The organism is Nocardioides sp. Kera G14, assembly GCF_020715565.1.
Taxonomy (GTDB): Bacteria; Actinomycetota; Actinomycetes; order Propionibacteriales; family Nocardioidaceae; genus Nocardioides.
Genome location: NZ_CP085839.1, coordinates 1 through 21234 on the forward strand (window position 1 = coordinate 1; position 21234 = coordinate 21234).

Sequence of the window (21234 nt, forward strand, 5' to 3'; positions counted from 1 at the left end):
GTGGGGTTCGTCGAGCTGGCCGTCATCGGTGCGGTCGGACTGCTCGGTCCCCTCCTCGCCCTCCCGAGGGCGTGGCATCTCCCCGTCGTCCTCGGCGAGCTGCTCGGCGGCATCGTGCTCGGCCCGACCGGCTTCGGCTACCTCGACGCCAGGGAGCCGACCCTCAACTTCCTTGCGGACATGGGCTTCGCGCTCGTCATGTTCGTGGCCGGCACCCATGTCCCGGTCCGCGACCCCCGCCTGCGGGACGCCCTCGGTCGCGGCCTCGTCCGCGCGATCCTGGTGGGCGTGGCAGCTGTCGCCGCCGGCCTCGCCCTGGACAGGGTCTTCGACATTCCCCACTGGAGTCTGTACGCCGTCCTGATGGCCTCCTCGAGCGCCGCACTCGTCCTCCCGGTGATCGACGAGCTCCACCTGAGCGGGCCGAGGATCATCGAGCTGCTGCCCCAGGTCGCGGTCGCCGATGCCGTCTGCATCGTGGCCCTCCCGCTCGCGATCGAGCCCGACCGCGCCGGCCATGCGGCACTCGGGGCGCTCGCCGTCATCGGCGCCGCCGCCGTGGTCTTCGCCGTCCTCTGGTGGCTCGAGCGCGAGGGCGTCCGCAAGCGCGTGCACGACGTCTCCGAGGAGCGGCTCTTCGCCACCGAGCTGCGGGTCCAGCTCGTCATCCTCTCCGCCATGGCCGCGCTCGCCGTGGCGACCGGCATCTCGATCATGCTCGCCGGTTTCGCCTTCGGCATCGCCGTCAACGCGGTGGGGGAGCCGCGGCGGCTGGCGAAGCAGCTCTTCGCGCTGACCGAGGGCGTCTTCTCACCGCTCTTCTTCGTCTGGCTCGGCGCCTCGCTGCAGCTGCGCAGCTTCGCCGACCACCCGGAGATGCTCGGGCTCGGTGTCCTGCTGGGCGCAGGCGCGATCGTGACCCATCTCGTCCCGAAGCTGCTCGGACAGCCGGCGCCGCTCGGGCTGATGGCCGCCGCGCAGCTCGGTGTACCCAGCGCCGCGGTCACGGTCGGCACGGAGCAGGGGCTGCTCCGACCCGGTGAGGGATCGGCGCTGATGCTCGGCGCGCTCGTCACGGTTGGGGTCGCCGTACTGGGCGGGGCCTGGTCTGCGCGCGAGGAGCGTGCTGGACGATTGACGGGCCGATTGGAAGGCCCGACGTCGGCCGCCTAGACTCTCCGGCAACCCCCTCGTGGCGGCATCTCGCCGAACCTCCCCAGGGCCGGAAGGCAGCAAGGATACGTGAGCTCTGTCGGGTACGAGGGGGCCTTTTCATGTCCGATGACTTGAAATTTCAGGTTTGAGGAATGGATCTGCGAAAGTAGTGGTTCCTTCTAATAACGAAGTTCCTCTCACCTGACCAGGAGACACCACATGTCCCTTCTTCGCATCGACTCCTCCGTCCTCGGCCCGTACTCCTCGAGCCGCGCCCTGGCCGACACCGTCGTCGACAACTGGAAGGCCGAGCACGCCGGGGAGACCGTCGTCACCCGCGACCTCGCCGCCAAGCCCGTCCTCGCGACCGACTGGATCGCGGCCGTCTCCGGCAACCAGACCCCGGCCGACCAGCGCACACCCGAGCAGGCCGCTGCGCTCGCCCTCGCCGACGAGCTCTTCACCGAGCTGAAGTCGGCCGAGACCATCGTCGTCGCCACCGGCCTCTACAACTGGGGCGTCAACCAGCTCCTCAAGGCCTACATCGACCAGGTCATCGTCGGCGGCGGCATCGAGGCCGGCGAGTTCCTCAAGGGCAAGGACGTCGCGATCGTCATCGCCCGTGGCGGCTACTACGGCGAGGACGGCCCGAAGGCCGGTTGGGACCACAGCATCGACTACCTCGTCCGCATCTTCGGCGAGGTCTGGGGCGCGAATGTGCGGATCGTCGACCGCGACTTCACCCTCGTCGGCGTCAACCCGGCCCTCGACGCGTTCAAGGAGCAGGGCGCGGCGCTCAAGGAGGCCGCCCAGGTCAAGGCCGAGGTCGTCGGCAAGGAGCTCGCGTCGGCGTACGCCGAGCGCAAGTCCGCCTGATGTGTGAGGGTTGTGAGTGCCTCGCCACGCTCTGACGTGGTGGGGCGCTCACAACCCGAGGGAGGCTGAAGCATGGAGCACAGCGCACCGCAGTGCGACGCGTCGCTGAGCGCTGCCTTCGGCATCCTGGGCAAGCGCTGGAACGGCGTCATCATCGGCGTCCTCGCCGAGGGCGACGCGGGCTTCGCCGACCTCTCCCGCGGGCTCGGCTCCCAGATCAGCGACTCGGTGCTCTCCTCACGGCTGACCGAGCTGAGCGAGCTCGGGCTGATCTCGCGCGAGGTCACCGCAGGCCCGCCGGTGTCGGTGCACTACTCGCTGACCGAGTCCGGTCGAGCGCTCATCCCCGCGCTCGACGCGCTCGCCGGCTGGGCCAAGCTCCACCTGGAGCCGGCCGGGGCTCCTGTCCCCGCCTCCGACTAGTCTCGTCGCGTGGACTCTGCCGGATCTCCGGGGCCTCTGGCCCTCTATCGCCGCTACCGTCCCGAGACCTTCGCCGAGGTGATCGGCCAGGACCACGTGACGACGCCGCTGCGCGCTGCGCTGGCGAACAACCGGGTCAACCACGCCTACCTCTTCAGCGGTCCGCGCGGCTGCGGCAAGACCACCTCGGCCCGCATCCTCGCCCGTGCCCTGAACTGCGAGAAGGCGCCGATCGCAGACCCCTGCGGTGAGTGCGAGTCCTGCCGAGACCTCGCCCGCGGCGGCCCCGGCTCGATCGACGTGATCGAGATCGACGCCGCCTCGCACGGTGGTGTCGACGACGCCCGCGACCTGCGTGAGAAGGCCTTCTTCGCGCCGGTGAAGTCGCGCTACAAGGTCTACATCATCGATGAGGCCCACATGGTCTCGACGCAGGGCTTCAACGCTCTGCTCAAGCTTGTCGAGGAGCCCCCGGAGCACCTCCGCTTCATCTTCGCGACCACCGAGCCCGAGAAGGTCATCCCGACCATCCGCTCGCGCACCCACCACTACCCCTTCCGCCTCATCCCGCCGAAGCTGCTCTCCGGCTACCTCTCCGAGATCTGTACGTCGGAGGGTGTCGCCGTCGAACCGGCGGCGCTGCCCCTCGTCGTCCGTGCCGGTGCCGGGTCGGCCCGTGACACGCTTTCGGTGATGGACCAGCTCCTCGGAGGTGCCGGTCCTGAGGGTGTGACCTACGAGCTCGCCGCAGGGCTCCTGGGCTACACCCCGGACACGCTGCTCGACGAGGCCGTCGACGCGTTCGCCGCCGGTGACGGCGCCTCCGTCTTCGGCGTCGTCGACAAGGTGATCGAGACCGGACAGGACCCGCGCCGCTTCACCGAGGACCTGCTGCGTCGGCTGCGCGATCTCGTGATCATCTCGGCCGTTCCCGAGGCGACCGCCTCGGGCCTCATCGATGTGGCCTCCGACGCCGCCGAGCGGCTCGAGGCCCAGGCCCGTCGCTTCGGCGCCTCGGAGCTGTCGCGTGCGGCCGACCTGGTCGCCACGGGTCTCACCGAGATGCGGGGTGCGACCGCTCCGCGTCTGCTGCTCGAGCTGATCTGTGCGCGGGTGCTCCTTCCCGGTGCCGACGGTGCCGCCGGTCTGGGCGCTCGGGTCGACCGCCTCGAGCGGCGGCTCGCCGTCGGTGGATCGATCTCCGAGGCTCCTGCTCCCGCTGCCCCCGTCGCGCCCGCGCAGGACCGGCCTGAGCGGGCTCCTTCCGTCGGTGCCCCCGACGCCCAGCCCACGCCTCCGGCGCCCGGTGTCGGTGGTCCTGCTGCCGCCCGCGCCGCGATCGCCCGCGACGCGGCTGACGCCGGTTCGCCCCCGCGGGAGACCCCGCCCGCGCAGCCTCCGGCCCCGCCGAGCCACGAGGTTGCGCCCCCGTCGCCACCGACGACCGAGCCTCCGGACTGGAGCGTCCCGCCGGCCGCTTCCCCGACGTCAGTTCCTGCGCCCGATCTGAGCGACACGCCGGCGGCTCCGGCGAGCGGCGGTGCGCCCGCAGGGTTCGGGACCGTCGACGTACGCCGGGTCTGGCCCGACATCGTGGAGTCGACCAAGTCCAAGAAGCGGCTGGCGTGGATGCACCTCACCCAGAACAGCCAGGTGATGGGGCTCGAGGGCGACGTACTCACGCTCGGCTTCGTCAACCAGGGCGCACGGGACTCCTTCGCCAACAGCGGCTCCGACGCGATCGTCGCCCAGGCCGTCGTCGACGTCATCGGTGCGCAGTGGAAGATCAACGCCATCGTCGCGCCCGGTGCCCAGCCCGGGGTCGTCTCCGCAGGGCCGTCGGGCTCGGGGGCCGCGCAGCCCGCAGGAGCGCAAGACGCGACTCGACCGCAGGAAACTCCGAACTCGGCGGAGGCGCCGCCGTGGGCGACCTCGGAGCCTGCGGCTCCGTCGGCCGGCCCGGGGGAGCCCCCTGCGCCCGACTGGTCCAGCCCTGACAACGCGGCCGGCTTCGACGACGAGGTGACCGACGACGACAGCCTCGGCGGGGCGGAGCTGCTCGCGCGCGAGCTCGGCGCGACCGTCATCGAAGAGATCCCGCACCAGCAGTGAGAGGCTTCGACCATGAGTGAGAACCCGTTCGGCAACCTCGACCTCAACGCCCTGCTCGGGCAGGCGCAGGCGATGCAGGCCAACCTCGCCGAGGCGCAGGAGCGCCTGGCCGAGTCCACCGTCACCGGCACCGTGGCCGGCGGCGCTGTCACGGTCACGGTCAGCGGTGTGGGGGAGCTGGTCAAGGTCGACCTCAAGACCGGCGAGTTCGACGGCTCCGACCCCGACGCCCTGGCCGACCTCGGCGACCTGATAGTCGCCGCCTACCGCGACGCCAAGGCGCAGGCCGACGCGCTCGCGAGCCAGAGCCTCGGCCCGATCACCGGTGGTCCGGGCGGCCTCCTCGGCGGCAACGACGACCCGCAGGCGCCTCCGCGCAAGCTCGGCTTCTAGAGAGTAGATACGTGTACGAAGGCGTCGTCCAGGACCTCATCGACGAGCTCGGCCGGCTACCGGGCGTGGGTCCGAAGTCTGCCCAGCGGATCGCGTTCCACCTGCTCCAGGCCGACCCGCACGACGTCGAGCGGCTCGCGCAGACACTCACCGAGGTGAAGCGGCGGGTGAAGTTCTGCTCCCTCTGCTTCAACGTGTCCGAGGAGGACACCTGCCGGATCTGCCGTGACCCCCGGCGTGACCCGAGCGTGCTCTGCGTCGTGGAGGAGTACAAGGACGTCGTCGCGATCGAACGGACGCGGGAGTTCAAGGGCCGCTATCACGTGCTGGGTGGGGCGATCAGCCCGATCGACGGCATCGGCCCGGAGCAGCTCCACATCCGCGAGCTCATGCAGCGTCTCAACGACACCACCATCACCGAGATCATCCTCGCGACCGACCCGAACCTCGAGGGCGAGGCCACGGCGACCTACCTCACGAGACAGCTCAGCCCCCTGGGGTTGCGCGTCACGCGTCTTGCGAGTGGACTGCCGGTGGGTGGTGACCTGGAGTACGCCGACGAGGTCACCCTCGGCAGAGCATTCGCCGGTCGGCGTACCGCCGAATGACGCACAGGAGGGCACGACGATGACCGACACCGAAGACTTCGCCGCGGAGATCGCCGACCAGGTCGAGTCGTTCCTGCTGGCGCTCCGGGCGGTCGGGAACGAGGCCGATGCCGGCCGCGGCATCCCGTTGCTCCTGCTGGAGATCAGCCAGGTCCTGCTCGCAGGGGCGCGGCTCGGCGTACAGCAGGACTTCGAGCCCCGCGAGGAGTTCCAGCCCGACGTCGGCCCGGAGGCGGACGTCGACGGGCTGCGGTTGCGGCTGGCCGACATCCTCGGCGACCTCGACACCTACAGCTTCGTCTTCGACCCCTACGCGCCCGAGGTGGTCGACAGCCAGCTCTCCGACGACCTGACCTCGATCGCGGCCGACTTGGAGAACGGGCTGCGGCACTTCCGCCGCGGCGACCTGGCCGAGGCGCTGTGGTGGTGGCAGTTCTCCTACGTCAACAACTGGGGCAACCTCGCCGGCGCGGCGCTCAACGCGCTCCTCGCGGTCGTCGCCCACAACCGGCTCGACGCAGAGCCGTTCACAGGCGAGGACGAGGACCTCGCCGTGGCCGAGGAAGTCCTCGACGTCTCGCCAGTAGTCGCCGATGAGAAACTGACTAGCGCTGACGCCTAGACTTTCCCGACGTGGGAATCGTCGTCCAGAAGTTCGGTGGCTCGTCCGTCGCTGACGCCGCAGGTGTCAAGCGCGTCGCGCAACGGATCATCAACACGAAGCGTGAGGGCCACGACGTCGTCGTGGTCGTCTCCGCCATGGGCGACACCACCGACGAGTTGATCGACCTCGCCAACGAGGTCACGCCGTTGCCGCCGCCCCGCGAGCTCGACATGCTGCTCACCGCCGGCGAGCGGATCTCGATGGCGGTCCTCGCCATGGCGATCCAGAGCCTCGGTCATGAGGCCCGCAGCTTCACCGGCTCCCAGGCCGGCGTGATCACCGACGCCGAGCACGGTCGCGCCAAGATCATCGACGTCGCGCCGAGCCGGATCACCGCAGCCCTTCAGGAGGGCGCGATCGCGATCGTCGCCGGCTTCCAGGGCGTCAGCCAGACGACCAAGGACATCACCACGCTCGGCCGCGGTGGCTCCGACACCACCGCCGTCGCCCTGGCCGTGGCGCTGGGCGCGGAGGTCTGCGAGATCTACTCCGACGTCGACGGCATCTTCACCGCCGACCCGAGGATCGAGCCGCGCGCCCGCAAGGTGCCGCGGATCTCCTACGAGGAGTGCCTGGAAATGGCCGCGCAGGGCGCCAAGATCCTGCACCTGCGGTGCGTCGAGTACGCCCGCCGCTACGACATGCCGATCCACGTCCGCTCCTCCTTCAGTGAGAAGGAGGGCACCTGGGTCGTGAAGGCCGCAGATGTTGCGAGCGTCGCCAAGGAGAAGACGGAGCAGAATATGGAAGCCGCCATCATCACCGGCGTCGCCCACGACCGCAGCCAGGCCAAGATCACGGTGGTCGGCGTACCCGACAAGCCGGGCGAGGCCGCGGCGATCTTCCGCGCGGTCGCCGAGGCGCAGTCGAACATCGACATGATCGTCCAGAACGTCTCCGCCGCGGCGACGGGCCTGACCGACATCTCCTTCACGCTCCCGCGCAACGAGGGGCAGACCGCGATGTCGGCGCTCTCCAAGCTGCAGGCCACCGTGGGCTACGAGCGCCTCCAGTACGACGACTCCGTCGGCAAGGTCTCGATCATCGGCGCCGGCATGTCGAGCGCACCGGGCATCTCCGCGCGCTTCTTCGAGGCGCTCTCGGAGGCCGGGGTGAACATCGAGATGATCTCCACCTCCGAGATCCGCGTCTCGGTCGTCGTCTCCGAGACCCAGGTCCAGGACGCCGTCAACGCTGCGCACGCTGCGTTCGAGCTCGGCTCCGACGAGGTTGAGGCCGTCGTGTACGGCGGGACGGGCCGCTGAGATGAGCAAGCTGATCAACATCGGCATCGTCGGCGCGACCGGTCAGGTCGGTGTCGCGATGCGGCAGATCCTCGCCGAGCGGAACTTCCCGGTCGGCGAGATCCGCTTCTTCTCCAGCCCGAAGTCCGCCGGCACGGTCCTGCCCTATGAGGGTCGTGACATCACCGTTGAGGACGCGAACACCGCCGACCCGACCGGGCTCGACATCGCGCTGTTCTCCGCCGGCGCCACCGCCTCCCGCGCACTCGCACAGAAGTTCGTCGACGCCGGCGTGATCGTCGTCGACAACTCCAGCGCCTTCCGCAAGGACCCCTCGATCCCGCTCGTCGTCAGCGAGGTCAACCCGCACGCCGCCGCCGCGGTGATCGAGGCCGGCCGCGGCATCATCGCCAACCCGAACTGCACCACCATGGCCGCGATGCCGGTCCTCAAGGTGCTGCACGAGGAGGCCGGCCTGGAGCGGCTCATCGTGTCGACGTACCAAGCGGTGTCCGGCTCCGGCATCGCCGGAGTCGCCTCCCTCGCCGACGAGGTCGCCTTCGCGGGTGACAAGGCCCGTGAGCTCGCGTACGACGGCGAGGCCGTCGCGTTCCCCGAGCCCGCCGTCTACAAGCGGAACATCGCCTACAACGTGCTTCCCTTCGCCGGCAACCTGGTCGAGGACGGCAGCAACGAGACCGACGAGGAGCAGAAGCTCCGTAACGAGTCCCGCAAGATCCTCGAGATCCCGGAGCTGCGGGTCTCCGGCATCTGCGTCCGCGTCCCCGTCTTCACCGGTCACTCGCTGTCGATCAACGCCGAGTTCGCGCAGGAGCTGACGCCCGAGCGCGCCACCGAGCTGCTCTCGAACGCCCCCGGTGTCGCCCTGTCCGACATCCCGAACCCGCTCCAGGCGGCCGGCAAGGACCCGTCGTACGTCGGCCGCATCCGCACCGACGAGGGCGTGCCCGGCAACAAGGGGCTGGCGATGTTCATCTCCGGCGACAACCTCCGCAAGGGTGCCGCGCTGAACACCGTCCAGATCGCCGATCTGGTCGCTGCAGCTCGCACCTGAGCGCAACTTTCCCACCCAGGTGGGGACGTTGCGCCCGGACCCCGCTCCAGAACGGCAAGAACCCCACCGAGGTGGGGTTCTTGCGGCTGGACTCGGTTGATCAGCCGGTTTCGTCGGCGGGCTCGATGTAGTGCGTCATCACCCAATGGCTGCCGAGGTAGCCGAGCACGCAGAGGACCGGCACGATCACGACGGCCGGCCAGCCGTCGATGGCGTCAAGCAGGAAGAGTCCGCCGATCACAGCCACGAAGGCGACCGCGAGGAAGCTCGTCGACGTGGCGCTTGGTGCGCGGGAGAGAAATCGGAGCAACGCGCTTCCGAGAATCACGCCGAGAGCCATGATCACCAGGAGCACGGGGAGTCCGGCGCCACCGCAGCTGGCCGTGCCGCGGATCGACGCGCAGCCCTTGAGCGCAACGGCGCCGACGCCGACCATCACCAGTCCGACCACGAGCCCTGTGACGACCGAGGCGGGGACGACGGCCCACGGCGCGCGTGGGGGACGGGGAGCGCGAGGAGCCCGGCGGAGCTTTGCCACCTTGGTACGTCGGGTGCGCGTCCGTTCTTGCGCCTCATCAGGGAGACTCGCCGAAGGCGTCGGCGTGTCGGCCTCGATCGCCGCAGGAACGGGCGACGCGTCGGCCGTCTCGACCGGTTCCTCGTCGACACGACTGACGAAGCGCTCGATCACGCGCTCCTCGCGCTTGGCCTCACGTTTCTTACGACCGAACGCGACCTCGAGCGACGGTCGTTCGCGATCCTCGGAACCGTCTGACCCCATGGCGTGAGTGTGCCACGTGACCCTTTCTTGCGCTGGGCCCCCGAGTCGTTCAAGTTCGTGAAGGCGCATCTGCGGCGGTTCTACGGTGCCTGAGTCCGTCTCGGGGCCCGCTTCGCAACCGAAGGACAGGTCCGTTGAGATCCCACCGTCTCCAGCGAGGTCGCCGCCTCGCCGTCGCCTTCGTCGCCACCGTCGCGACGTCCCTCTCGTTCATCTCGCTTGTTCCAGCCCATGCGGAGCCTCCCGTTCTCGCCGTCTCCGGCACGGTCGTCGACCTCGACGACGCACCGCTGTCGGCGGTCGAGATCGACCTCTACAGCGTCACGTACAGCGAGGAGGACGGCGTCCGGGCCATTGAGAGCACCGCCTTGGTGGACGGTACGACCACGGACGAGAACGGCACCTATGCCTTCACGCTTCCGGACACCGAGAGCAGCTACACCGTGCAAGCGACGGTTTCGAGCGCAGGCGGTTACGCGCGGGTCTTCTTGGGGGGCGCCTACACGACCGGCGATCCCGACATGACGATCTTCACCGCGGCTGATCTGACTGCAGGGCAGATTCCCGACCTTGTCTCTCCCTTCAGGGTGCTGACGGGCGCGGTGTCGCGCGGAGAGATCCCGGCTGCGTCGGTGGACCTCAACCTTTACGCCATTCAGGCCACGGACGGCACGGTGACCGAGAGCATCCCCTTCGGATATGCCACCTCAGACGCCGGCGGCCAGTACGACGTGCCGGTTCCGGCCACCGGGCTGTTCACGGTCGCGGCGTACCTGGACGACCAGGAGTACTACTTGGGCGGCACCTCCAACGCATTCGACGAGGGCACGATCCTGGTCGACCCCGAGGCACTCGACGGTGATGCCATCCCGACACTGGCGCTCGACGCGCAGGTCGCCCCGGTCAGCGGCGTAGTCACCAGAAATGGCACACCGGCGGCGTCCAAGAGTCTCCAGCTCGAGGTCTGGCAGCCGTACGACGACGAGGCGGACTCCGACGACGGTTCCTGGAGCTACGCCGATTCGACGACGACCGACGACGACGGCTCCTACACGCTGTCCGCACCGACCGGCGGGCAGTACCGGATCACGTGGCCCGACCAGACCGAGAGCGACTCCTTCGACGTCTCGGACACCACCCCGATCACGCTCAACTACAGCTACCAGGCAGGCATGGCCCACGGCACGATCAGCACCGCTGGCCATGGACTCGACGGCGTCGACGTCCAGGCCTACGCATGGGACGCCGACGACCACGTCTTCAACAAGGTCACGAACACCGAAACCACCGGCGACGGCACCTACCAGTTCGACGACCTGCCCGTAGGTGAGTATGCGATCCGCGCGAGTCGACAGCGGTACAAGGTCGGCTTCCTCGGTGGTGTCGACTTCAACGCGACCGACGGCCCGGCCGAGCACAGCGTCTCGGTCGCAGTCGGTGGCAACACCGCCGTTGCCGGGATCAGCCTGGTCCTCCGCGACACGCACCTCGGTGACGTGGCGGGTCAGAAGCTCGACTGGGGCACGGCCAACGAGCTCTACCCCAACGACGACGAGTCGACGGACGCCATCACCCTGCCGTTCCCGGTCACTTACTTCGGCAACACCTACACGCAGCTGTGGGTCAACAACAACGGCAACGTCACCTTCGACGGCCCGCAGTGGCAGTACACCCCGGACGCGCTCGATGGGGGCACCTCCGAGCCGATCATCGCCCCCTTCTTCGCGGACGTGGACACCCGTGCCGCCGTCGACAACGAGGCGCAGAACATCGTGACCTACGGTGCCTCGCCCGACGGCAAGCAGTTCGCGGTCGACTGGTCCGACGTCGCGCCGTACGACGCCACCGAGCCGCGGGACGGCAACCCGGTCAACACCTTCCAGCTGATCCTCACCAGCACCCAGGACGACCCGGGGCGTTCCGAGGGCGACTTCGACATCACCTTCAACTACGACGAGATCCAGTGGGACACCGGTGACGTCTCCGGCACCGTGTCCGCGGTCGCAGGTTTCGCGGCAGGCACCGGGGAGGAGGGCACCTACTTCCAGCTGCCTGGATCGCTGCAGAACGGCGACTTCTTGGACGGCGGAGCGCACGCGCTGATCGGCGACAAGTTGAACTCCAGCCAGGACGGTCGCTACATCTGGCAGGTCAAGAACGCGGGCGTCACCACCACCCTCGGAGGCCTCACGGGCAAGATCCTCCAGTCCGACGGCACGCCGGCAGTGGATGTCTCAGTCGAGGCCGTCAGCGGTACCCACTTCTACTGGAGGACGACTGCTGCCGATGGCACCTACACCTTCAGTGGCGTGGCAGCCGGCGACTACACGATCACCGCCTGGCCGACGGACAACTCACGTCAGGCCGCGACGACTGCCACGGTCGTGGCAGGTGACCCGACGTCGGTCGACGACCTGGTCCTCCAGCCTCCGGCAACCCTGCCGGAGACGGTGGGGATCTCGAGCGACACCTTCGGTGACGCCGAGACGGGCACCACGCCGACGGTCTACTACGAGGACACCACGGACCTGACGTACGATGCCGACGCGGGCGGCACCGTGTCTTGGGCGATCGTCGATCCCTCCGGCGATGAGTGGCAGAACGGCCTGCTGACCGACGGCGACGGGGACGGGGACTACACCGGGACCATCCCGGCGCTCTACCCGCACCACGGCCAGGCGACCTTGGTGATCAGCTACACGCCCGCTGGCGGCACGGCCCAGAACGTCGCTGTCGATCTCTACATCGACCCGAGCGGCACGGTCGTGGACCAGTACGGGTTCCCGATCTCCGGCGCGACGGCGAAAATCCTGCGGTCTGACACCTTCGGCGGCCCGTACGACCCGGTGCCGAGCCACTCCCAGTTCCTCGACCCGAACACGGCGACCAACCCCGAGACCACGGACGACTCCGGCCACTTCGGTTGGGACGTCTTGGCGGGCTACTACAAGGTGGAGATCAGCAAGGCCGGCTACACGACCACGACGACCACCGGCATGCCGGTCCCGCCGGCCCGTCTCGACCTCATCGTCAAGGTGCCGAGCATCTCGGGTGCCCCGGCAGGCACGGCTCCGACGCCGACCGTCACGGGCACGGCTGACGTCGGTCACCAGCTGACGTCGGTGATCGGAAACCTGCCTGCTGGCTTCAGCGAGGTCTCCCGCCAGTGGTACCGCGGCACGACGCCCATCCAGGGCGCCACCGGGACGACGTACGGCGTCACCTCGGCCGACGCGGGTGCGAAGCTCAGCGTCAAGGTGAGCATCAAGCACGCCGACGAGCTGCTCGACCCGCTCACCACGGACACGGTCAGCTTCGACACGCTGGTGCTCAGCTCGGCACAGACCGCCCAGGTGCCCGGCGGCTCCAGCGGCGGTGGCACGGTGACGCAGCCGAGTCCGACCCCGTCGACGTCCCCGTCGCCGAGCGGCTCGCCGTCCCCGTCCGGTACGCCGACCCCGACGGCCACGGCCACGGCGAAGCCGCCGACCGCGGTCCTCCTGGTCAGCAAGCCGACGCACAAGGGCCGGGCCAAGGTCGGCCGGACGCTCTCAGTCTCGACCGGTGGTTGGTCCTCCCAGGCCACGTTCACCTACCGCTGGTACGCCGGCGGCAAGGCGATCAGGGGTGCGACCAAGGCGAAGCTCAAGCTCACCAAACGCTTCAGGGGCAAGCGGGTGTGGGTGGTCATCACGGCGACCAGCCGCGGTCACCTCCCGGCCGCCACCACCGTGAGGTTCGGCAAGATCAAGTGATTGAGCTCGACCGCTAACTGGCGGGGGTGCCCTCACTCGGGGTGCCCCCGCCATTCTCTGTAGGTCGATCGTCCCGTGCGATCAGCGGAAGTCCCACGTATGACTAGGCATTCTTGCCAAGCGTGACTTGATGACGACAAGAACACAGGGGGGTTCGCCGCGCGTTCATAACCTTCCGAGCGAAGCGTGGGAAAAGTCCACGCCACGGCGCGCCGGGACCGACCCGAACCGTCGCCGCCCGGGGAGCGTCTCGGACGGATTCCACATTCGGAAGGAATGAGCATGAACAGCAGCGGCATCAAGCGGGGCCTGGCGGTTTCCGCCGTCTCCGCACTCGCGGTCACCGGCCTGGCCGGCACCGCTCACGCGGTCGAGTCGGGCGACGCTTACTCGATCACCCTTACCCCCAGCGTCAGCTCGGTCTCCACCGGCGAGAACGTGACGTACACCGTGGTCGCCAAGACCGCTGCGGGCGGAAACGCCACAGGTGACGTCAACATCACCTTCGCTGAGCCGACCACGGAGACCACTGAGGCGCTCGACCCGATCGACTCCTCCGTTACCGGGTTCGCCGAGACGGGCACCGCTACGGACAAGTCCTACACCTACGCGGGCACGGTCACCCTGACCGACGGTAAGGCGACCTTCACCGTCGACTCGACCCTCACCGGCTCTGTCGCGGTGCACGCCAGCGCCCACGGCGCAGGCGCCAACTCGAGCTTCACCGTCGGCGGCGGCGCCACCACCGGTCTCGACGCGGTCAAGTCCATCACCGCCGTTCCGTCGGCAACCGCCATCTACGACGCCGACGACGTGACCATCAAGGTCCGTCCCCTCGACGCTTCCGGTTATGGCGTGCCTGGCGCGAACCTGAGCTACACGGTCGACAACGGCGCCACGCAGCCCGTCGGCGCGACCAGCACCGGTTCGTACGACAAGACCATCTCCGGCCTCCCGACGACGGTCGGCACCCACACCGTCAAGATCTGGGCCAACCAGACCACCGGCGCGCAGACCACGCCGGGTCTCGACTCCGGTGAGCCGACGCAGTCGATCACCTACACGGTGGTCGCCACGCCGGACACCTACGCGGACGCGTTCACCTCGTCGGCCGTCACCGAGGTCGCCGGCACGCCGGAGCTCCCCGCGGGCGAGGGCATCGCCGTCCCCGTCACCGTCAAGGTGCTCAACGACTCCGACGACAAGCCGGCGGCCGGCGTGAGCGTCCGTGTCGACGCCTACTACCACGGCAAGACCAAGAGCGCTTTCGGCACGACCGACAGCAGCGGCCTGGCCTCCGTCTCCTTCGCAGTCGACGCGGCTGACGCGACCGGTGACTTCGATGTCGAGGCGTACGCCTCCAAGGCGCCGGAGGCCACCTCGGGTGACTACATCGGCAGCGACACGATTGCGACCTTCACTGCTCGTGCCACCTCCGTCAAGCCGCAGGTCACGGACCCGCTGCAGGCGGTGAAGGGTGGCACGGTCAACGTTCCCGTGGTGGTCGCCGACCAGTTCGGCAAGGTTGCCAGCGGCCACATCCTCAACGTCACCATCGCGGGTGGCAACGCTGCGAAGACGAGCGGTGGCCCGATTCAGATCACGACCAACAGCGCCGGCCAGGCGACCCTCACCTACACCGACGCTGCCACGACGTACACCGCCGTGGGTACGGCCGATGACACGATCACCTTCGTGGACTCGACCAGCAACTCTGTCGGTGACGGCACCGCCACGGTCGACTACCTCGCCACGGTCACCCCGGCGACCATCACGCCCACGAGCCAGCCCGGTGCCAGCACGACCAGCACGGTCGACGAGGACGACTCGTACTACTACGAGGTCAAGGTGACCAACGCCACCGGCGACGCCCTGAGCAACAGCCCGGTGACTTTCACTGTGACCAACGGCTTCGTCTCCAAGACCGGTGACAAGATCAAGCCGGGCGCCGGCCTGTCCACCGTCACCGTCACGACCGACGGCGACGGCTATGCGGAGGTCTACGTCGGCTCGGAGAAGGTCGGTGACCAGATCCTCACCGTCACCGACGGCGCTGCCGCCCCGGTCTCCTTCAAGAAGCAGACCTACGTTGCGGACAGCTTCTACGGTCTGACCGTGAGCAGCATCGGCACCATCGCCAATGGCGGCACCGGCAAGGTCACGGCGACTGCGACTGACCGGTTCGGCAACCCGGTGGCGTTCCAGAACGTTCTCGCCACGCAGACCGGTGTCGGCTCCTTCGCCGGCGGCGTCTCGTCGGTCCAGGGCCTCACCGCCGCCGACGGCACCGTCTCCTTCACCGTCGCGGGCGGTACCACCGCTGGCTCCGGCAAGGTGACGATCGTGTCCAACACTGTCACGAAGGACGACTACGCCACCGTCTCCGCCTTCGAGACCGGTACGGTCGACGTGGCTTACACGGTTGCCGCTCCGGTCAAGACCGCCCCGTCGACCCCGTCGACCCCGTCCACCCCGAAGCCGGCTGCTGCGAAGGTTTCCGGCCTCTCGGGTCACTCGAAGGGCAAGAAGGACGTCATCACGGTCACCGGTACCAACGGCGCCGCTGTGTCGCTCTACAAGAAGGGCAAGAAGGTCGGCAGCAAGGTCCTCGCGGGCGGCAAGGCCGTCTTCCGGATCAAGGACAAGAACGGCAAGAAGAAGACCACCTACAAGGCGGTCGTCGGCTCCACGTCCGTCACGAAGAAGATCAAGTGATCTAAGGCGGCTGGGGCCCTGCGCTGAGACGCCGGGGCCCCAGTCGTCTCGCACTGCCACGTATGGGGAGAGCCTTCTCCCGGATCTCCCCATCCAAGTGAATACACCGGGACCAAGGACGCGGTCCGGACCGTTCGAACAGTTTGCCGCTGCGTGAGACCGGTCCGGACCGCCCTTTCACCCTAGAGGACCAAGTCTCTTGACTTGGCATTAATGACGTCTTATGCCGATTAGGATGAGTCGGCGGTCTACGCCGCTCTCCACCACTCTTTGAAGCTGATCTGTGCCAGTCGACCCCGCCGCTGTCTCCTCCCAGGAGTCCTTCACGTCAGCGCTCGCCGCGCTCCGTGCCCGCCAAGGTTTGACGGTCCGAGCAGTCAGCCAGCGCACCGGCATCCCGACGGCCACCCTCGGCGGGTATTTCAGCGGCCGTCATCTCCCCGCAATCAGCCAGGTCCAGTCGCTGGACGCGCTCCTCGTCGCCCTCGGTGTCGAGGCCGAGCAGCTCCCCGAGTGGCACGACGCGCTGGGCCGGGCGCGACGTGCGAGTGCCCAGTCCTCCAGTCGCGCCTCCGCACCCGGCACCAATCCCTATCGCGGCCTCTCCGGTTTCGACATCGACGACCGGGACATCTTCTTCGGTCGCACGACCCTCATGGAGCGGTGCTGTGAGCTCGCCACCGCCCTCGTCGAGCGGTCCGGTCCGCATTGGATGACCCTCGTCGGCGCCTCCGGAAGCGGCAAGTCCTCCCTGATGCGGGCCGGGATCCTGGCCGACCGGAAGGCGACCGGTGACACCACCCATGTGCTGATGCCCGGCGCCGACCCACTCCGGGCACTGGACGCGGTCGAGCACGTTCTCGGGAGCCACGAGGGGCCGTTGAGCCTCGGCGTCGACCAGCTCGAGGAGCTCTTCTCGCCGATCGTCGACGAGACGACGCGGGCCGTCTTCCTGAGTCGACTGACCGCCTTGGCCGAGCGGTCCGACGTCCTTGTGATCGCCACGCTCCGCGCGGACTTCTTCGCGCGGAGCATCGCCGAGCCGAGCCTCGTCCCCCTGCTTCAGGAGAATGTGGTCATCGTCGGCCCGATGACGCGCGACGAGCTCGAGGAGGCGATCACCCGGCCGGCCGAGTTGCGTGGCCGCACGGTCGACCCGCATCTCGTCGACCTCGTCCTGACCGACGCCAAGCCCTACTTCGACCAGTCGCCGGTGCTTCCCCTCGTGTCGGAGGCGCTCCGTGCGACGTGGGAGCGCGCGAGCGGCGCGCGGATCACGGCCTCGGACTACCTGGCCACCGGCCGGATCGACCATGCCATCCAGACCGCGGCCGATGCCGCCTGGGGCCAGCTCAGCGACACGGATCGGGGCCTGGCCCGCAAGATCTTCCGTGCTCTGACCGTCGTCAGCGCGGACGGCCAGGTCACCCGGCAACCGATCCCGATCGAACGCCTCGCCGCGTGGCACGGCGCTCCTGGCGCCGCGGTCGTCGAGACCTTCGTCGACTACCGAATCCTCACGGTGAAGGACGAGGAGCTCTCCGTCGCCCACGAGTCGCTCTTCGCCGCATGGCCGCGCCTGCAGGCCTGGACGGAGGAGGACCGCGAGACGCTCCACCAGATGGGGCAGTTGCGCCATGCGGCCCAGACGTGGACCGCGAGCGGCCGGCCCGACGAGCTCCTCGCGCGCGGCATGCTGCTGCGCGTAGTCGCCGCAGCGGACGAGGCCGCTCGCTCCGACCAGCTCGTCCTCAGCGCCGACGAGGAGGCGTTCGTCGACGCCAGCCTCGCCCGGCAGCGGGCCCACCTGGAGCGGAAGCGGCGCGCCGTACGTCGACAGAAGTGGGCGCTCGCGGGTGTCACCGGTCTCTGCGTCGCACTCGCGGTGCTCGCCCTCGTGCTCGTCACGGCGATCCGACACCTCCGCACCAGCGAGCACGAGGCACAGCGCGTCCGCGACCAGGCGCGGTCGCGCCAGATCGCGCTGCAGGCTCAGAGCGTCGCGGTCGACAGTCCGGAGGTCGCCCGTGCGCTCGCCGTCGCGGCCTACCGGACCAGCCCGACGGTCGAAGCGCGCTCGGCGCTCCTCGAGACGTCGCTGCTGCCCCAGGTCACCCGGCTCCTCGGGTCACCCGGCACCACCCGTGCCGTCTTCAGCCCCGCAGGTGGGACCGTCGCGGTGGCCGGCGCCGACGGCGAGATCCACTTCAACAGCCGGGACGGGTCGTCCGCGACCGCCCTCAGTCGGATCGACGAGGGCGTCAGGACGGCACCGGTCGACAGTTCGGGTGACGAGCGGGAGCAGGTCTACGCGAGCGCATTCAGCCCTGACGGCAGTCACTTCGCCGCAGGCGGGACCTCCGGCGTCGTCACGCTGGTCGACCTGACAGACCCTGCCACCCCGACCACGACGACCTTGACCGGAGCGACGTCAGCCATCCAGGGGCTGGCCTTCTCACCGGACGGCCGCGAGCTGGCCGCGGCGACGAGCGACCCAGCGCTGCTGCGCTGGTCCCTGTCGGACGCCGACGCGACACCGCTTCCGGCGGTGACGAAGCCGTTCGCCGGTTCGGTCCAGAGTGTCGCCTATGCGCCGGACGGGACGCTGGTCACCGGCTCGGCGGACGGCGCGGTCCGGCTCTGGCGCGCGGGCCCGGGCGGACGGCTCGTCGTGGCTCGCACCCTTCAGGTGGGCGAAGCCGATATCGCCTCCGTGCAGAGCGTCTCCGTCAGTCCCGACGGCCGCCTCCTCGCCGCCGGCGGCAAGGACGCCACGGTCCACGTCTGGGCGTTGAAGGGCACCACCGCCACGGCGGTCCGCAACCTCGATGGCTTCCCCTCCTGGGTGAACTCCGTGGCCTTCTCCCATGACGGCGGCATGCTCGCCGCCGGCGCCTCGGGTGGCGTCACCAAGGTTTGGGACACCGGCACCTGGGCGCCGCGAGCCGATCTCCCGTCCACGGCCAACGTGACCTCGGTCGACTTCGCTCCGGACGGGCGCTCGCTCGCGACCGGTGCCGTCGACGGGACGGTCCGACTCGTGAAGCTCTCCTCGGCGCGGCTCCCCGATGTGGGCGGCGCTGTCTGGAGCCTCACCTACCCCGACTCCGGTAGGCATCTCTATGTCGGCGTCAGCCGCGACGCCCATCGGGTGAGTGAGGTCGACGTCGAGCGGCCGCTCCAGCCGGCCTCCGTCGGCCGGCAGTACGTCGGCACGGAGTCAGCCGTCAGTGACGGCGTCTCGGCGATCTCACCGGACGGACGGACGTTGGTGGGCGGCACCAGCAGTGGCGAGATCCTCCTCTGGGACACCAGCGCCCCTGCAACGGGCACTGGCAGTGTGGCGCCGACTCAGGTGCTCACCGACGACGGAGCGCTCACTGAGAACATGGCCTTCAGCCGTGATGGCCGGAGATTCGCGGCCGTGACGGACAGCAACCAGCTCGACGTCTGGAGCCTCGACGCCACCGGACATGCCGCGCTCGACGGCCGCCTGGCGATGCCGGCCCTGCCGCTCGGCATCGCCTTCAGCCCTGACGGCGACACGATCGCCGTGGGCAGCGACGACCACACCGTCACCCTCGTGGACGCCCAGTCCCTCGATCCGGTCGCCACGATGAAGGGATTCGACAACTACGTCTACGGACTGGCGTTCTCTCCCGACGGTCGGCTGCTCGCCGCCGCCTCGGCCGACCGCACGATCCGGATGTGGGACGTGCACGACCGCTCGCATCCGGCACGGGTCGGAGCGGCGGTCCGCGGTCCGCGCGGGACGCTCTACAGCCTCGTCTTCGACGGCACAGGGCACCACCTGGCGGCGGCGTCGGGTGACGGAGCCGCCTGGCTGTGGACCGTCGACGCGAAGGGCTCCGCGCACAGCTTCGCGCGACTCGGGAACCTGACGCCCGACGATCCGATCTACGCCGTGGCCTTCGATCCCCACAATCCGGTGCTCGCCGCCGCTGGCGCCTCCGGTCGCGCGGGCCTCTGGTCGATCGACCCGACCGCGGTCATGACCGAGGCGTGCCGAACGCTCGGCACCCCGCTGAGCCGCGACGAGTGGGCCATGCTGATTCCGGGCGTGCCCTACCGCGACCCCTGTCTCAGGCGATGACCCGGCCGCCCTGCTCCGCCCACCATGCGGCGGTGACGGCGAGGGGATGTCCGTCGGCGAGCTCAGGCAGCAGGCCGTGCATGCCGCAGGCGTAGGCAGCGGCGGAGCGGACGCTCGGCGAGACGTCGTGGAGGCATTCGAGGGCGATCTCGGCGACCTCGCCGTCCAGCCTCGACGGCAGGTGCGCCAGAGCACGGAGTGCCTCGGGACGCAGCGCCCCGGCACCCGCGCCGGCGGCGTAGCCGGCCAGCTGGACCGCCTCCTCGTCACGGGCCAGGGTCGTGAGGACACGGGCGGCGCGTATGGCGACGGTGACGTCCTGGTGGCCGAGCAGCATCGAGCAGGCCTTGGCCACGCCGTCGGCGTACGGACTGGCCGCCAGGAGCGTGAGGGCAGCCTGTCGGCGGCGGAAGTGGCTGTGGAAGAGGGCGTCCCGGATGAGCTGGTTGAGCATGCTGTCGGCCTCGACCCGGGCTTGGAGCGCGGGAGGGTTGGCGATCTCAGAGACGGTCCTGGTGACGGCCCGAGCGATGTCACGCTCCACGAGCTCGTGGCGATCGGGTGACACCGATGTCCCAGCGACCCGCACAGAGAGGTCGAGCGCCGCGCTGGACTCCGGCGAACTGCGGGTGAGGCGCTGGGAGGCCTCGGCGAGCTCCTCGCGGAGGGACGGGGTGAAGGTGCCGTCGACGACCATGGCGGCGGCCGCCGTCGCGGCACCCATGCGGATCCGGGCGTCGTCGCTGTTGAGCAGACGCAGGATGAGTGCCGAGGCGTGCGGGTCGCTCACCAGCGCGACCAGCTGGATGAGGTCGACGCGACGCTCGACGCGCTCGTCGAGGATCAGCTCGCCGATCGCCTTCAGCACGTGCCGCTGGGCGCGCGGGTGCTGGATGAGTTCGCGGAGTGCGTTGACGCGGGTCAGCTGCGCGAGCCCGAACGCTCGGCACTGCTCGGTCGCGAGCTTGCGGGCGAGGCAGAGCCACTCCGACTCACGGAGGAAGACCGAACCGCTGACGTTGATCAGCCGGACGAGATGGAGCCACTCCTCACCCTCGGCGGAGCCGTGGAAGGTCTTCTCGAGAAGGTTCTCGAGCTCGGCCTGCCCGTCCAGGACGACGGTCGCGACTCGGAGGTCGTGGCGATCGACGCTGTGCACCGAGTCGATCGGAACGGCGAGTGAGCCGCGCTCGAGGCCGAGGATCTTCTCGTAGGCCCGGACCACCGATTGCGGCGCGCTTGCCGCACCGGACTCCCAACGGCTGACACGCGTCTCGTCACATGCGATGCCCGCGGCGTTGAGTGCGGTCACGAACGAA

At 69.3% G+C, this 21234-nt stretch carries 13 protein-coding genes, 1 other RNA gene and 1 pseudogene; 13 read left to right on the forward strand and 2 right to left on the reverse strand.

Annotated features, from left to right (window positions below; translation table 11 throughout):
* The 10 genes and pseudogenes from LH076_RS00005 (at window position 1) to LH076_RS00050 (ending at window position 8550) form a co-directional block, all read left to right on the forward strand.
* Window positions 1–1173 (forward strand): cation:proton antiporter, encoded by a 1173-nt coding sequence (locus LH076_RS00005; protein WP_227781925.1) that lies wholly within the window; start codon window positions 1–3, stop codon window positions 1171–1173.
* Window positions 1174–1182: 9 nt separating this feature from the next.
* Window positions 1183–1273: signal recognition particle sRNA small type (ffs, locus tag LH076_RS00010), an RNA gene on the forward strand.
* A 101-nt stretch (window positions 1274–1374) separates the two neighbouring features.
* Complete coding sequence (locus LH076_RS00015) at window positions 1375–2031, forward strand: FMN-dependent NADH-azoreductase (RefSeq protein ID WP_227781926.1); 657 nt, start codon at window positions 1375–1377, stop codon at window positions 2029–2031.
* A 72-nt stretch (window positions 2032–2103) separates the two neighbouring features.
* A complete protein-coding gene (locus tag LH076_RS00020) occupies window positions 2104–2454 on the forward strand; it encodes a winged helix-turn-helix transcriptional regulator (RefSeq protein WP_227781927.1) in 351 nt (116 codons plus the stop codon).
* 9 nt (window positions 2455–2463) lie between these two features.
* Window positions 2464–4437: pseudogene (locus tag LH076_RS00025) on the forward strand (DNA polymerase III subunit gamma and tau); the annotation flags it as partial.
* Between the two features lie 141 nt (window positions 4438–4578).
* Window positions 4579–4959, forward strand: coding sequence for a YbaB/EbfC family nucleoid-associated protein (locus LH076_RS00030; RefSeq protein WP_227781929.1), 381 nt, complete (start codon window positions 4579–4581; stop codon window positions 4957–4959).
* Window positions 4960–4970: 11 nt separating this feature from the next.
* A complete protein-coding gene (recR, locus tag LH076_RS00035; protein ID WP_227781930.1) occupies window positions 4971–5567 on the forward strand; it encodes a recombination mediator RecR in 597 nt (198 codons plus the stop codon).
* A gap of 19 nt (window positions 5568–5586) precedes the next feature.
* A complete protein-coding gene (locus tag LH076_RS00040) occupies window positions 5587–6189 on the forward strand; it encodes a DUF5063 domain-containing protein (protein WP_227781931.1) in 603 nt (200 codons plus the stop codon).
* 11 nt (window positions 6190–6200) lie between these two features.
* Window positions 6201–7496, forward strand: coding sequence for an aspartate kinase (locus LH076_RS00045; protein WP_227781932.1), 1296 nt, complete (start codon window positions 6201–6203; stop codon window positions 7494–7496).
* 1 nt (window position 7497) lies between these two features.
* The gene (locus LH076_RS00050; protein WP_227781933.1) at window positions 7498–8550 is read left to right on the forward strand and encodes an aspartate-semialdehyde dehydrogenase; all 1053 of its coding nucleotides are present in this window, start codon (window positions 7498–7500) and stop codon (window positions 8548–8550) included.
* 100 nt (window positions 8551–8650) lie between these two features.
* Here the strand turns inward: LH076_RS00050 and LH076_RS00055 are convergent, their stop codons facing one another.
* Window positions 8651–9331, reverse strand: a complete 681-nt coding sequence (locus LH076_RS00055) for a hypothetical protein (RefSeq protein WP_227781934.1) — start codon at window positions 9329–9331, stop codon at window positions 8651–8653.
* A 134-nt stretch (window positions 9332–9465) separates the two neighbouring features.
* Here LH076_RS00055 and LH076_RS00060 point away from each other — a divergent pair, with 134 nt between their 5' ends.
* From LH076_RS00060 to LH076_RS00070, 3 genes are all read left to right on the forward strand, one after another.
* Window positions 9466–13086 (forward strand): carboxypeptidase regulatory-like domain-containing protein, encoded by a 3621-nt coding sequence (locus LH076_RS00060; RefSeq protein ID WP_227781935.1) that lies wholly within the window; start codon window positions 9466–9468, stop codon window positions 13084–13086.
* 282 nt (window positions 13087–13368) lie between these two features.
* A complete protein-coding gene (locus tag LH076_RS00065) occupies window positions 13369–15801 on the forward strand; it encodes a beta strand repeat-containing protein (RefSeq protein WP_227781936.1) in 2433 nt (810 codons plus the stop codon).
* Window positions 15802–16084: 283 nt separating this feature from the next.
* Window positions 16085–19915 (forward strand): helix-turn-helix domain-containing protein, encoded by a 3831-nt coding sequence (locus LH076_RS00070; protein WP_227781937.1) that lies wholly within the window; start codon window positions 16085–16087, stop codon window positions 19913–19915.
* Here the strand turns inward: LH076_RS00070 and LH076_RS00075 are convergent.
* On the reverse strand, window positions 19905–21227 hold the full coding sequence (locus tag LH076_RS00075) for a HEAT repeat domain-containing protein (protein WP_227781938.1): 1323 nt from the start codon (window positions 21225–21227) through the stop codon (window positions 19905–19907). The two genes, LH076_RS00070 and LH076_RS00075, sit on opposite strands and share 11 nt — an antisense overlap.
* Between the last annotated feature and the right edge of the window lie 7 nt (window positions 21228–21234).